The 14189-nt window shown below is 71.1% G+C and carries 8 protein-coding genes; 3 read left to right on the forward strand and 5 right to left on the reverse strand.

Translation table 11 applies throughout. The annotated features are described in order from the left end of the window. Positions 1–11: 11 nt before the first annotated feature. From aceE to OOJ98_RS06215, 5 genes are all read right to left on the reverse strand, one after another. Positions 12–2708, reverse strand: coding sequence for a pyruvate dehydrogenase (acetyl-transferring), homodimeric type (gene aceE, locus OOJ98_RS06195; protein WP_267053597.1), 2697 nt, complete (start codon positions 2706–2708; stop codon positions 12–14). 226 nt (positions 2709–2934) lie between these two features. Next, positions 2935–3561 carry a GntR family transcriptional regulator gene (locus OOJ98_RS06200; RefSeq protein WP_267053598.1) on the reverse strand — a complete coding sequence of 209 codons (627 nt, stop codon included), beginning with the start codon at positions 3559–3561 and terminating at the stop codon, positions 2935–2937. 128 nt (positions 3562–3689) lie between these two features. Beyond that, positions 3690–5459 (reverse strand): 2-oxoglutarate dehydrogenase, E2 component, dihydrolipoamide succinyltransferase, encoded by a 1770-nt coding sequence (sucB, locus tag OOJ98_RS06205; RefSeq protein ID WP_267053599.1) that lies wholly within the window; start codon positions 5457–5459, stop codon positions 3690–3692. 55 nt (positions 5460–5514) lie between these two features. Next, on the reverse strand, positions 5515–6903 hold the full coding sequence (gene lpdA / locus OOJ98_RS06210; RefSeq protein ID WP_267053600.1) for a dihydrolipoyl dehydrogenase: 1389 nt from the start codon (positions 6901–6903) through the stop codon (positions 5515–5517). Positions 6904–7247: 344 nt separating this feature from the next. Next, on the reverse strand, positions 7248–8768 hold the full coding sequence (locus OOJ98_RS06215) for a leucyl aminopeptidase (RefSeq protein WP_267053601.1): 1521 nt from the start codon (positions 8766–8768) through the stop codon (positions 7248–7250). 331 nt (positions 8769–9099) lie between these two features. Between OOJ98_RS06215 and OOJ98_RS06220 the strand changes: the two genes are divergently transcribed. The 3 genes from OOJ98_RS06220 to OOJ98_RS06230 are packed head-to-tail and all read left to right on the forward strand — an operon-like array spanning position 9100 to position 14143. Then, entirely contained in the window at positions 9100–11124 is a 2025-nt protein-coding gene (locus tag OOJ98_RS06220; RefSeq protein ID WP_267053602.1) for a hypothetical protein, read from the forward strand. Positions 11125–11162: 38 nt separating this feature from the next. Further along, the gene (pelF, locus tag OOJ98_RS06225; RefSeq protein ID WP_267053603.1) at positions 11163–12710 is read left to right on the forward strand and encodes a GT4 family glycosyltransferase PelF; all 1548 of its coding nucleotides are present in this window, start codon (positions 11163–11165) and stop codon (positions 12708–12710) included. Then, the gene (locus OOJ98_RS06230) at positions 12707–14143 is read left to right on the forward strand and encodes a hypothetical protein (RefSeq protein ID WP_267053604.1); all 1437 of its coding nucleotides are present in this window, start codon (positions 12707–12709) and stop codon (positions 14141–14143) included. The genes pelF and OOJ98_RS06230 overlap by 4 nt, the downstream gene beginning before the upstream one ends. The last annotated feature ends 46 nt before the right edge of the window (positions 14144–14189 follow it).

Consider the following 14189-nt stretch of genomic DNA (forward strand, 5'->3'; position numbering starts at 1 on the left):
CGGGATACCGCCTACAGGCCGTAGCGCTCGCGCGCTTCCTTCACGGCCGTGACCGGGACCTCGCCGCGCCGGGCGAGCTGGGCCAGCGCCGCGACGACGATCGACTGCGCGTCGACGCCGAAGTGGCGACGGGCCGCCTCACGGGTGTCGGAGAGGCCGAAGCCGTCCGCACCGAGCGAGGACCAGTCCTGCTCGACCCACTGCGCGATCTGGTCCGGGACCTGGCGCATGTAGTCGGAGACCGCGAGGACGGGAGAGTCGATGCCCTCAAGTGCCTTGCGGATGAAGGGGATCCGCTCCTCGCCGCGCAGCAGGGCAGCGTCCGCTTCGAGGGCGTCGCGCCGCAGCTCGGTCCAGGAGGTCGCGGACCACACGTCGGCGGCCACGCCCCACTCCTCGGCGAGCAGCTTCTGCGCTTCGAGCGTCCAGTGGATCGCCGTGCCGGAGCCGAGCAGCTGGATGCGGGAGGCGTTGACCGGGACGGTCACGCCGGCCGACTCCGCCGTGTTGAAGCGGTACAGGCCCTTGACGATGCCCTCGTCGATGCCCGCGGGCTTCGCCGGCTGCGGCATCGGCTCGTTGTAGACGGTCAGGTAGTAGAAGACGTCCCGGTCCTCGCCCGGGGCCGCCTCGCCGTACATCCGGCGCAGACCGTCCTTGACGATGGCCGCGACCTCGTACGCGAAGGCCGGGTCGTACGACATGGCCGCCGGGTTGGTCGCCGCGATCACCGGGGAGTGGCCGTCCGCGTGCTGGAGGCCCTCACCGGTCAGGGTCGTACGGCCGGCGGTGGCGCCCACCAGGAAGCCGCGGCCCAGCTGGTCGCCGAGCTGCCACATCTGGTCGGCCGTGCGCTGCCAGCCGAACATCGAGTAGAAGATGTAGAACGGGATCATCGCTTCGCCGTGCGTGGAGTACGCGGACGCCGCGGCGATGAAGTCGGCCATGGAGCCGGCCTCGGTGATGCCCTCGTTGAGGATCTGGCCGTCCTTGGCCTCGCGGTAGTACATCAGCTGGTCGCGGTCGACCGGCTCGTACGTCTGGCCCTTGGGCGAGTAGATGCCCAGCGAGGGGAAGAGCGACTCCATGCCGAAGGTGCGGGCCTCGTCCGGGACGATCGGGACCCAGCGCTTGCCGGTCGTCTTGTCGCGGATCAGGTCCTTCATCAGCCGGACGAACGCCATGGTGGTGGCCATGGACTGGTTGCCGGAGCCCTTGTCGAACGCCGCGAACGACTTGTCGGCCGGGGCCGGCAGCGGGGCGATCGCGTGGCTGCGGCGGGCCGGGGCCGGGCCGCCGAGCGCCGCGCGGCGCTCCTGGAGGTAGCGGACCTCGGGGGAGTCGGCGCCGGGGTGGCCGTAGGGGACCACGCCGTCGACGAACTGCGCGTCGGAGATGGGCAGTTCAAGAAGGTCACGCATGTTCTTGAACTCGTCGTTGGTGAGCTTCTTCATCTGGTGGTTCGCGTTCTTGGACGCGAAGCCGTCGCCGAGGGTGAAGCCCTTGACCGTCTGGGCCAGGATGACGGTCGGCGCGCCCTTGTGGGACAGGGCGGCCTTGTAGGCGGCGTACACCTTGCGCGGCTCGTGGCCACCGCGCGAGAGGTGGAAGCACTCCAGGATCTTGTCGTCCGAGAGCAGCTTCGCCATCTCGACGAGCGCCGGGTCCTTGCCGAAGAAGTCCTCGCGGATGTAGGCCGCGTCGCGCGTCTGGTACGTCTGCACCTGGGCGTCGGGGACCTCGCGCAGGCGGCGGACGAGGGCGCCGGTGGTGTCGAGCTGGAAGAGCTCGTCCCAGGCGCCGCCCCACAGCGACTTCACGACGTTCCAGCCGGCGCCGCGGAACTGGGCCTCCAGCTCCTGCACGATCTTGAAGTTGGCGCGGACCGGGCCGTCGAGGCGCTGCAGGTTGCAGTTGATGACGAAGGTCAGGTTGTCCAGACCCTCGCGGGCGGCGAGTGCGAGGGCCGCCGTCGACTCGGGCTCGTCCATCTCGCCGTCACCGAGGAACGCCCACACGTGGGAGTTGGAGACGTCCTTGATGTTCCGGTTGGTGAGGTACCGGTTGAAGCGCGCCTGGTAGATCGCGGAGAGCGGGCCCAGACCCATCGAGACGGTCGGGAACTCCCACAGCCAGGGCAGGCGGCGCGGGTGCGGGTAGGAGGGCAGGCCGTCGCCGGCGGACTCCTGGCGGAACTTGTCGAGGTGCGCCTCGGTGAGGCGGCCGTCGAGGAAGGCGCGGGCGTAGATGCCGGGCGAGGCGTGGCCCTGGATGTAGAGCTGGTCGCCGGATCCGTCGCCCTCCTTCCCGCGGAAGAAGTGGTTGAAGCCGGTCTCGTACAGCCAGGCCGCGGACGCGAAGGTCGCGATGTGGCCGCCGACGCCGTGCTTCGAGCCCCGGGTCACCATGGCCGCCGCGTTCCAGCGGTTCCATGCGGTGATCCGGCGCTCCATCTCCTCGTCGCCGTCGATGACGGGCTCCGAGGAGGAGGGAATGGTGTTGACGTAGTCCGTCTCCAGCAGCTTCGGCAGGGCGAGGCCCGCGCCTTCGGCATGCTGGAGCGTGCGGCGCATCAGATACGCGGCCCTATGGGGGCCGGCGGCCTTGGCGACGGCATCGAGGGAGGCCGCCCATTCGGCGGTCTCCTCGGTGTCACGGTCCGGGAGCTGGTCGAGCTCACTCGGAAACTTGGCTACGGGGTCGATCACGATCGCCGCCTTCCGGACAGGAGGGGGGTGGAGAAAAGGGGGCCTTTGTCTGGCAGGACGGGGCCTTGGACCGGTGAGTCCGCCGTTGACTGTAAGCCGACGATCGATGATCGATCAAAGTGTTGAGCCCAAAAACTTCTTCGAATCGGGAAAGTCGGCACAGGGTGCCGCCAAACCAGGCACGCGGTGCCTGGTTTTTGAAGGGCCCTGGCCCGCGCCCGGACCGTCAGGCGCTACGCGGCGCGCACCCCAGGACATGGGCCTTCACCATCAGACCGATGGCCGGATCCCGCCGCCGGAACGCCGCGACGAGGTCCTCGTGCTCCTCCGCGTACGACTTCTGTACGGTGCCGAGCCAGCGGATCGAGAGCGCCGTGAAGACCTCGATGCCGAGCCCTTCCCATGTGTGCAACAGCACACTGTTGTCGGCCGCCCGCACCAGCTCCCGGTGGAAGCCCACCGTGTGCCGCACCTGCGCGGTCCCGTCCGCCGCCCGGTCCGCCTCGTACAGGGCCGCCACGTGCGGCTCCAGGGCCGAGCAGTCCTCGGCCAGGCGCTCCGCCGCCAGCTCGGCCGCGATCTGCTCAAGGCCGGCCCGCACCGGGTAGCTCTCCTCCAGGTCGGCCGGGCTCAGATTCCGTACCCGTACGCCCTTGTTGGGGGCCGACTCGATCAGGCGCAGGCTCTCCAGCTCCCTGAGGGCCTCACGCACCGGCGTCTGGCTGACCTGGAGCTCCACCGCGATGCGCCGCTCCACGATCCGCTCACCGGGCTTCCAGCGCCCGCTGACGATCCCCTCCACGATGTGCTCGCGGATCTGCTCGCGCAGCGAGTGGACGACGGGCACGGTCATGGGGGCTCCTTAAGGCGAGCGGTGACCTCCAAACAATACGGCCGCGCCCCCGTCCGGAAGAGCCCGGACGGGGGCGCGGTCGCTGGTGAGACGAGTGTTACAGCCGTCCCACGGTGCCGTGGAGAGCCTTACAGGCCGAGCTCGACCTCGAACTCGCCGGCCTCGAGGATCGCCTTGACCGTCGTCAGGTAGCGGGCGGCGTCGGCGCCGTCCACCAGACGGTGGTCGTAGGAGAGGGCCAGGTACGTCATGTCGCGGACGCCGATGACGGTGCCCTCGGCGGTCTCGATGACCGCCGGACGCTTGACCGTGGCACCGATGCCCAGGATGGCGACCTGGTTCGGCGGCACGATGACGGTGTCGAACAGCGCGCCGCGCGAACCGGTGTTGCTGATCGTGAACGTCGCGCCCGACAGCTCGTCCGGGGTGATCTTGTTGCCGCGGACCTTGCCGGCCAGCTCGGCCGTGGCCTTGGAGATGCCGGCCAGGTTGAGGTCGCCCGCACCCTTGATGACCGGGGTCATCAGGCCCTTCTCGGAGTCCACGGCGATGCCGATGTTCTCCGAGTCGAAGTAGGTGATGGTGCCCTCGTCCTCGTTGATCCGGGCGTTGACGACCGGGTGGGCCTTCAGCGCCTGGGCCGCCGCCTTCACGAAGAACGGCATCGGGGACAGCTTGACGCCCTCACGGGCGGCGAAGGCGTCCTTCGCCGCGTTGCGCAGCTTCATCAGCTTCGTGATGTCGACCTCGACGACCGAGGTCAGCTGGGCCTGCGAGTGCAGCGCCTTCATCATGTTGTCGCCGATGACCTTGCGCATGCGGGTCATCTTGACCGTCTGACCGCGCAGCGGGGACGCCTCGACGGACGGGGCGGCCTTCTGCGCGGCAGGGGCGGCGGCCGGCGCGGGAGCCTTGGCGGCCTCCGCGGCGGCGATGACGTCCTGCTTGCGGATGCGGCCGCCGACGCCGGTGCCCTTGACCGCGCCCAGGTCCACACCGGACTCGGAGGCGAGCTTGCGGACCAGCGGCGTGACGTAGGCGCCGTCGTCACCGGAGGTGGCGGCGGGAGCCGGAGCCTGTGCGGCCGGAGCCGGAGCCGGAGCCGGAGCCGGAGCCGGAGCCGGAGCGGCAGCCGGAGCCTGCGGCGCCGGAGCTGCCGGAGCCGCGGGGGCGGCCGGGGCAGGAGCGGGCGCCGGAGCAGCCGGAGCGGGGGCGGCCGCGGGGGCCGGGGCGGCCGGAGCCTGGGCGGCGGCCGGAGCCGCGCCCGGGGCGCCGATGACGGCGAGCTTGGCGCCGACCTCGGCGGTCTCGTCCTCACCGACGACGATCTCGAGCAGCACGCCCGCGACCGGAGCCGGGATCTCGGTGTCGACCTTGTCGGTCGAGACCTCGAGCAGCGGCTCGTCCTCGGCCACCTCCTCGCCGACCTCCTTGAGCCAGCGGGTGACGGTGCCCTCGGTCACGCTCTCGCCGAGCGCGGGGAGGACGACGTCGGTGCCCTCGGCGGAGCCACCGCCGGAGGCGGCCTCGGCCGTGGGGGCCGGGGCGGGGGCGGCGGCCTCGGTGGAGGGCTCGGCCTGCGGGGCCGGGGCCTCCTGAGCCGGGGCCTCCTGGGCCGGAGCCTGCTGCGCCGGGGCGGCCTCGGCCGCCGGGGCGCCCGAGCCGTCGTCGATGATGGCGAGTTCCGCGCCGACCTCGACGGTCTCGTCCTCGGCCACCTTGATGGAGGCGAGGATGCCGGAGGCCGGGGCGGGGATCTCGGTGTCGACCTTGTCGGTCGAGACCTCGAGCAGCGGCTCGTCGGCCTCGACGCGCTCGCCCTCGGCCTTCAGCCAACGGGTGACGGTGCCCTCGGTGACGCTCTCGCCGAGCGCCGGAAGGGTTACGGAAACCGACATGGTTTCGGTTGCTCCTTACGAATTGCGGGAAGTGGTCGTCGCGCCCGAGGGGCTGTCAGTCGTGGGAGTGCAGCGGCTTGCCGGCCAGCGCCAGGTGGGCCTCGCCGAGCGCCTCGTTCTGCGTCGGGTGCGCGTGGATGAGCTGCGCGACCTCGGCCGGCAGCGCCTCCCAGTTGTAGATCAGCTGGGCTTCGCCGACCTGCTCGCCCATGCGGTCACCGACCATGTGGACGCCGACCACGGCACCGTCCTTGACCTGGACGAGCTTGATCTCGCCCGCGGTCTTGAGGATCTTGCTCTTGCCGTTGCCCGCGAGGTTGTACTTCAGAGCGACGACCTTGTCCGCACCGTAGATCTCCTTGGCCTTGGCCTCGGTGATGCCCACGGAGGCGACCTCGGGGTGGCAGTACGTCACCCGGGGCACGCCGTCGTAGTCGATCGGGACGGTCTTGAGACCGGCCAGACGCTCCGCCACCAGGATGCCCTCGGCGAAGCCGACGTGCGCGAGCTGGAGCGTCGGGACCAGGTCGCCGACGGCGGAGATGGTGGGCACGTTGGTGCGCATGTACTCGTCGGCCAGGACGTAGCCGCGGTCCATCGCGACGCCCTGCTCCTCGTACCCGAGGCCCTGCGAGACCGGGCCGCGGCCGATGGCGACGAGGAGGACCTCGGCCTCGAACTCCTTGCCGTCGGCCAGCGTGACCTTCACACCGTTGGCCGTGTACTCGGCCTTCTGGAAGAAGGTGCCCAGGTTGAACTTGATGCCGCGCTTGCGGAACGCGCGCTCCAGGATCTTGGAGCTGTTCTCGTCCTCGACCGGCACGAGGTGCTTGAGGCCCTCGATGACGGTGACGTCGGTGCCGAAGGACTTCCACGCCGAGGCGAACTCGACGCCGATGACGCCGCCGCCCAGGATGATCGCGGACTGCGGGACGCGGTCCAGGGTCAGCGCGTGGTCCGAGGAGATGATGCGGTTGCCGTCGATCTCCAGGCCCGGCAGCGACTTCGGCACGGAGCCGGTCGCCAGCAGGACGTGGCGGCCCTGGACGCGCTGGCCGTTGACGTCCACCGAGGTCGGGGAGGACAGGCGTCCCTCACCCTCGATGTAGGTCACCTTGCGGGAGGCGACCAGGCCCTGCAGCCCCTTGTACAGGCCCGAGATGACCTCGTCCTTGTACGCGTGGACCGCGTTGATGTCGATGCCCTCGAAGGTGGCCTTGACGCCGAACTGGCCGGCTTCGCGTGCCTGGTCGGCGATCTCGCCGGCGTGCAGCAGGGCCTTCGTCGGGATGCAGCCGTTGTGCAGGCAGGTGCCGCCGAGCTTGTTCTTCTCGATCAGTGCGACGTCCAGGCCCAGCTGCGCTCCGCGCAGGGCCGCGGCGTAGCCGCCACTGCCACCGCCGAGGATCACTAGGTCGAAAACGGTGCTGGCGTCGTTCGCCACGTCACGTCCTCCATGCATGTGCGCCGGGCGCGGTCGTCGATGACCGGCGGCGGCTGGTATTCGGCCGCTTGTCTTCGGCCCTGTGGTGGGGGCCCTGTCCTGCCGAGAACCCATCTTCGCACTTGTTGACGGAAGGCGGGACGCGGGGCCGGGGTCTGAGACCGCTGATCGCCGGCGTCGGCGGTCCCAGGAGTGCCCGTGCCACCGGGCCGCGGCGTCCGGATGTCACCGTCGGTTTCATCAACAGCGAAATCCGGCCGAAGCGCGGTGGTACGGAGCGTGAACACGGGCGGCCCCGGCGCGTATGCCCGGAGCCGCCCTGTGTGCCGGCTGTGCGCGGTGGATCAGCCGAGGTCGCCCGCGGCGGCCCGCTCCACGAGACGGACCAGGGTGCGCACCGAGGAGCCGGTGCCGCCCTTGGGGGTGTAGCCGTGCGGGGCGCCGTCGTTGAAGGCGGGACCCGCGATGTCCAGGTGGGCCCAGGTGATGCCCTCGCCCACGAACTCCTTCAGGAAGACGCCGGCCACCAGACCGCCGCCCATCCGCACGCCCATGTTGGCGATGTCGGCGGTCGGGGAGTCGATGGACTTGCGCAGGTTCGCCGGGAGCGGCATCGGCCAGGACTGCTCGCCGGACTCCTCCGCGATCTCGTGGATCGCGGTGCGGAAGGCGTCGTCATTGGCCATGATCCCGAAGGTGTGGTCGCCGAGGGCGACCATCATCGCGCCGGTCAGCGTGGCCACGTCGACGATCGCGTCCGGGTTCTCCTCGGAGGCCTTCCACAGGGCGTCGGCGAGGACGAGCCGGCCCTCGGCGTCGGTGTTGAGGACCTCGACGGTCTTGCCGCTGTACATGCGCAGCACGTCGCCGGGGCGGGTGGCGGAACCCGAGGGCATGTTCTCGGCCAGCGCGAGCCAGCCGGTGACGTTGGCCTCGAGGCCGAGACGGGCCGCGGTGACGACGGCGGCGAACACGGCGGCGGCGCCGGCCATGTCGCACTTCATCGTCTCGTTGTGGCCGGCCGGCTTGAGCGAGATGCCGCCCGAGTCGTAGGTGATGCCCTTGCCGACGAAGGCCAGGTGCTTGGCGTTCTTGGCGTGGGTGTACGAGATCTTCACCAGGCGCGGCGGGTTCTGCGAGCCGTTGCCGACGCCCAGGATGCCGCCGTAGCCGCCCTTGTCGAGCGCCTTCTCGTCGAGCACCTGCACCTTGAGGCCGTGCTCCTTGCCGGCGGCGGAGACGACCGCGGCGAAGGCCTCGGGGGTCAGGTCGTTCGGCGGGGTGTTGACCAGGTCACGGGCGCGGTTGATCTCCTCGGTCAGCGCGAGGGAGCGCTCCACGGCGGCCTTGTGGGCCTTGTCGCGCGGCTTGCCGCCGAGCAGGGTGACCTCGGCGAGCGGGCCCTTGGCGTCGGCGCCGCGATCCTGGTAGGCGGTGAAGGCGTACGCGCCGAGCAGGGCGCCCTCGCCGATCGCCTCGATGTCCTCGGCGGCCTCGACGGGCAGCGCGAACGCGGCCTTCTTGATGCCGTGCAGGGCGCGGGCGGCGTTGCCGGCGGCGGTGCGCAGCACCTCGGAGGCGTACGCCTCGTCCTCGCCGGGGGCGGTGCCGAGGCCGACCGCGAGGACGAACGGGGCCTTGAGGCCGGAGGGCGACACGGCCTTGGTCACCTCACCCTCGGCACCACTGGCGCCGAGGGTCTCCAGGACAGCGGCGAGCTTTCCGCCGAACGCCTTGTCCACGGCCTCGGCGCCGGGAGCGACGACAAGGCCGGCCTTGGGGCCCGCGGCCTTGGCGACGCCGACGACGAGGGCGTCGGCGCGCAGCGTCGCCGCACCGGCGGTGCTGAGAGTCAGAGCAGTCACGGTGGTGAGATCTCTCTTCCTTGAGAATCCTGTGGAGTGTTCGACCGTCGGGTGGGCCGGCCGAGGCCCGGTCCATCGTATTTGGGGCGGGTCGACCACCAGCCACGAGCCTACGCGCGGTGACAGCGTTCGATCGCGGTGGCTGTAATTCACTCATCCGTGGTGTCTCTTTCACGTTTGGCCCACACACTCCGTGAGAGCTCCGTCACACTCACCTCGATCGGGCACTGGGGGCATCGTGCCCCTTTGCATCATCACCACAGGTCCTTCACGCGCAGTTCGCGCACGAGGGCTCTATGAGGGGGGACAAATGAAGGCGAAGGCCTTGAACATGGGCAGAACCAGGCTGGCGCTCACCGCGCTCATGGCTGCCGGACTTCTCAGCACGGCCATCCCGGCCGCCAACGCGGCGGGCACGATCGCGCCACGCGTCGATCTGAAGGTGCTCGTCCTCGACGACGGCGGAAGCGCGGTCGCGGCGCTCGTCGCGGAGCTGAAGAACACCGGAGTGCCCTACCAGACCGTCGCGTTGGGGGCGGCGGGACGGCCGACGATCACCGCGGCCTTCCTGAGCGACGCCGTGAGCGGCCGGCCGCGGGCCAAGTTCCAGGGCGTGATCGCGCCCAACGAGATCCCGTTCGGCTCCGCGACCTCGCCCGAGCAGACCGCTCTGGCCGCGTACGAGAAGACCTTCGGGATCCGTCAGATCGACGCGTACACCTGGGCCCACCCCGAGGTGGGGCTCGACTACACCGACCAGCCCGGCGGCTTCTCCGGCCCGCTGGACGGCGTCACCACACAGGTCAGCGCCGCCGGCAAGGCGGGGCCCTTCGGCTACCTCGACGGCCCGCTGACCTTCGAGGACAACGACCCCGCGGTGCCCGAGAGCTACGGCTACGCGGCCCACCCCAGGGACGGCTTCACCAGCTACCTCGACGCGCCGTCGGGCGGCTCCATGCTGGGCCAGTACGCCCACGACGGCCGCAACGAACTGGTCGTCACCTTCGCCTACAACCAGTACCAGGAGCAGTTCCAGGCGCTGTCCAAGGGCATGGTCGAGTGGCTCACCCAGGGCATTCACCTGGGTCAGAGCCGCAACTACTTCTCGGTCCACGTGGACGACGTGTTCGCGCCCGACTCCCGCTGGGACAGCGTCAACAACTGCACCCCGGGCGACCTCGACTGCCCCGAGGGCGGCGCGAACAACCCGGACATCCGGATGACGGCCGCGGACGCGCAGTACGCGGCGCAGTGGGAGGCCACCAGCGGCTTCACGCTCGACATGGTGTTCAACGGCGGCGCGGGCGAGGAGTGGAAGTCCGAGAACGGCGGCACCGACGCGCTCGCCACCCAACTCCTCGCCGACAAGGCCAAGTTCCGCTGGGTGAACCACACCTACACCCATGAGTTCCTCGGCTGTGTGCAGGACACCACCGTCGTGCCGTGGGTGTGCAAGAAGAACGCCGACGGCTCCACGCAGTGGATGAGCCGGGCCGACATCTCGGCCCAGATCGCGCAGAACTACACCTGGGCGGTCCAGAAGGGCCTGCCGGTCGACAAGAGCGAACTCGTCACCGGTGAGCACTCCGGCATGAAGGTCCTGCCGCAGCAGCCCGACGACAACCCCAACCTCGCGGGCGCCTTCGCCGACAACGGGATCAAGTGGACCGGCAGCGACGCCTCGCGCGAGCCGGACCAGCGCGCGGTGGGGGCGGCCCTCACGGTGCCCAGGCACCCGATGAACGTGTACTACAACGTCGGCAAGGCCGCCGAGATGACCGACGAGTACAACTGGCTCTACACCTCGAAGGCCAGCGGCGGAAGCGGCATCTGCGAGAACAACCCGGCCTCCACCTGCATGACGGCGCCGCTCGACACCGCCACCGGCTACCAGTCGTACATCGTGCCCCGCGAGGCGAAGACCGCCCTCTCGCACGTCCTGTGGAACGACCCGCGGCCGCACTACGTCCACCAGTCCAACCTGGCCGAGGAGCGCATCCTCTACCCGGTCCTCGACAAGGTCCTCGGCGACTACAAGGCGCTGTACGCCGACAACGCCCCCGTCGTGAACCTGCGCGAAAAGGACGCGGGAACCGAATTCTCCCGCAGGGCGTCCTGGGACAAGGCACTGGCGGCCGGCACGGTGACCGCCTACCGGATCGGGGACGCCGTCACCGTGCAGGCGCCCAAGGGCGTGTCCGCACCCATCACGGCGCCGGAGGGGACGCGCAAGCAGCTGTTCATCGGCACCACCGCGTTCGGCACCGCCTACGCGGGACTGCGGTCCGACTGGTCCTCGCCCGAGCTGCTCCAGACGTCGATCACGCTGAAGCTGCCGGCCGTACCGACCGCCTGATCGCTCGTCAGCACCACCGTTTGTCTGGGGGGACAACCATGCCGAGCAGTGGCCGTCATGTCACCATGCTCACGGAAGGCACGTATCCACATATTCACGGGGGCGTGAGTACCTGGTGCGACCAGCTCGTACGCGGCATGCCGGAGGTCGACTTCACCGTCGTCGCCCTCACCGGCAGTGGCCGTGAGCCGGTCGCCTGGGAGCTCCCGGCCAACGTCCGCAGCCACACGGCCTTCCCCCTGTGGGGGCCGCGGCCCGGCGGACGGCGGCCGCTCCTCGGCAAGGAAAGGCGCCGGTTCACCGACACCTACGAGCGCTTCCTGCTCGCCCTGCTCGACCCTGAGTCCGGCTGCGACTTCGCCTCGGCCCTGTACGGCCTGGCGGAGTTCGCACGGGCCGGGCGGCTCTCGGCGGCGCTCCGCTCCGAAGCGGCCCTGAAGTCGCTGATGTGGATCTGGACGATGCCGCACCTGGCGCTGTCCAAGGCGAAACCGACCGTGTACGACGCCCTGACCGTCACCGACCTCCTGGAACACGCACTGCGCCCGCTGTCCGCCCGGATTCCGGCGGACAGCGTGGCGCACGCGGTCAGCAGCGGCCTCGCCACGCTGCCCGCGCTCGCCGCGCAGTACTTCGACGACGTGCCGTTCCTCCTGACCGAGCACGGCATCTACCTGCGCGAGCGCTACCTCGGCTACCGCACAGGCGAGCAGAACTGGCCGGTCAAGGCGGTGCTCCTGAGCTTCTACCGGGAGCTCAACACTCTGGGGTACCGGCAGGCCGACCTCATCACGCCGTGCAACCAGTACAACCGCCGCTGGGAGGAGCGCGGGGGCGCGCCGTCCGAGCGGATCCGCACCGTCTACAACGGGGTCGACCCCGACCTCTTCCCGCACGCCGGACCCGAACCGGAGGTACCCACCCTGACCTGGTGCGGACGCATCGACCCGATCAAGGACCTGGAGACCCTGATCCGCTCGTACGCCCTCGTGCGGGCCGAACTCCCCACCACGCGGCTGCGGTTGTACGGAGCCGTGCCGGCCGGCGGCGAGGACTACCGCACCCGCCTGGAGAAGCTCGCCGCCGAACTCGGTGTCAGCGACGGCATCTCCTACGAGGGCCGCGTCAGCGACATGGCGAGCGCCTACGCCTCGGGCACCGTGGTGATGCTCTCCAGCATCAGCGAGGGCTTCCCCTTCTCGGTGATTGAGGCGATGAGCTGCGGGCGCGCCACCGTGTCCACGGACGTCGGCGGCGTGGGGGAGGCGGCCGGCGACGCCGGCATCGTGGTGCCGCCGCGCGAGCCCGCGGTGATGGCCGAGGCGGCGATCGGGCTGCTCCGCGACCACACCCGGCGGACCCGGCTCGGGGCCGCCGCGCGGCAGCGCGTGATCGACGAGTTCACCCTGCACCGCTCGGTGGACGGCTTCCGCCGGATCTACCGGGAGCTGGCCGGGGTCACCCCGCCCGGTCCCGCCCTCGCCGCGTTCACCCCCGAGCACGACTGGACCCTGCGGCTCGCCTCGCCCTGGTACCGCGAACTGTCCGACGGCGCGCGGGCCGCCACCCTCGGCGGGGTGTGGTGAGCGGCTCCCTGTGGCTCGGCGGGGATGAAGGGCAGGACACCCTGCCCTTCATCCCGCGCCAGCGCCCGCCCGGCGCCGCCACCGACGATCCGCTCGCCCAACTCGCCCTGCGTCTGAAGGACTTGATCTCCATCGCCGTCCACCCGGACGAGATAGCCGCGATCATCGAGTCCGACGGCATGACCGACGCCCAGATACGCGCCGTGTACGGCCACCCCGACTCCTTCTCCCTCGCCGAGGCGCTCTACGCCCGGGTGCCGCGCCGCTACCCCGCGACCCCGGCGCCGCCGCCCGAGCCCTGGCGCGCCCACCTCGGCTCCTGCCTGCTGCGAGGCCTCGTCTTCGCGCTCCCGGGGCTCGCCTACGTGCTGGGGGCGCCGCTGCTGGCCGGGCCGCCCGCCACGTTCGGCCTGCCGGCCGGAACCATGGCGCTGCTCGCCGGCACGGTGACCGGCTGGGTGTGGAACCAGTCGCTCTCGCACCGCGCCCACTCCTGGCTCAGCCTCGCCGACCGCCCGGCCGCCGTCCGCGCCCTGCGTCTGGGCGCGCCGCTCGGCGCCGCCCTGAGCGCCCTGGCCGCGCTCGCCGCCTCGGAACCGGGCGACCTGTCCGCCGCCGCGTTCGCCGCGGGGCAGTGCTGCTATCTGGCGGCGGCCACCGCCCTGCTCGTCCTCGGCCGTGAACGGGCGCTGTGCTGGGCCCTGTTGCCGCTGACCCTCGGCGTGGTGCCGGGCCTTCCCTCCGTGGCGGGTCCGCTCCTGCTGCTCGGGTCGCTGACCGCGGCGGTGACGCTCGCCGTGCGCACCCTGTGCGCCGAGACGGCCGGGCCCCGGCCGGGCGGCGCCATCCAGCCCCGGCTCACCACCTCGGTCCCGTACGGCCTGTTCGGGCTCGGGGCGGGGGTGCTCGTCCTGTACGCGGCGCTCGGCGACATCTTCCGGCACGGCTCCACGGGCACGGTCGCCGGGCCCTCCGCGGTCGCCCTCACGCTCAGCATGGGCCCCGCGGAGTGGCTGCTGCACCGCTTCCGCGCCCAGAGCCTCGCCGGGCTGCGCAGCTCGTCGAGCGCGCGGGGCTTCCGCGGCGCGGTCACCGTCACCGTGACGCTCTGCCTCGGTGCCTACCTGCTGGTCCTGGCCGCGCTGGCCGAGGCCGGCACCCGGCTGTGGCCCGACGCTCCGGCGCTGAGCGGCCTGCGCCTGGCCACCCTGCTCCTGATCGGCGCGGTGCTGTGGACGGGCCTGCTGCTCCAGTCGTTCGGGGCGGCGGTGGGCGCCGCCGCGGTGTGCTGCGCGGCGGCCGTCGCGCAGACGCTCGCGCTGCTCCTCGCCGCGCCCCCGACGACCGGCCTCGTCGTGTCGGGGAGCGCGGCCGCCTTGCTGGCCGTGCTGGCCTGTGTCCTCCTGGGAAGGGCGACCGCCCACCGCCCATGACCCCGACCTTCCTTCCGGGCATCCCGAGCGCGCTGCGAGGACGACG

Source organism: Streptomyces sp. NBC_00083 (assembly GCF_026343295.1).
Lineage (GTDB): Bacteria > Actinomycetota > Actinomycetes > Streptomycetales > Streptomycetaceae > Streptomyces.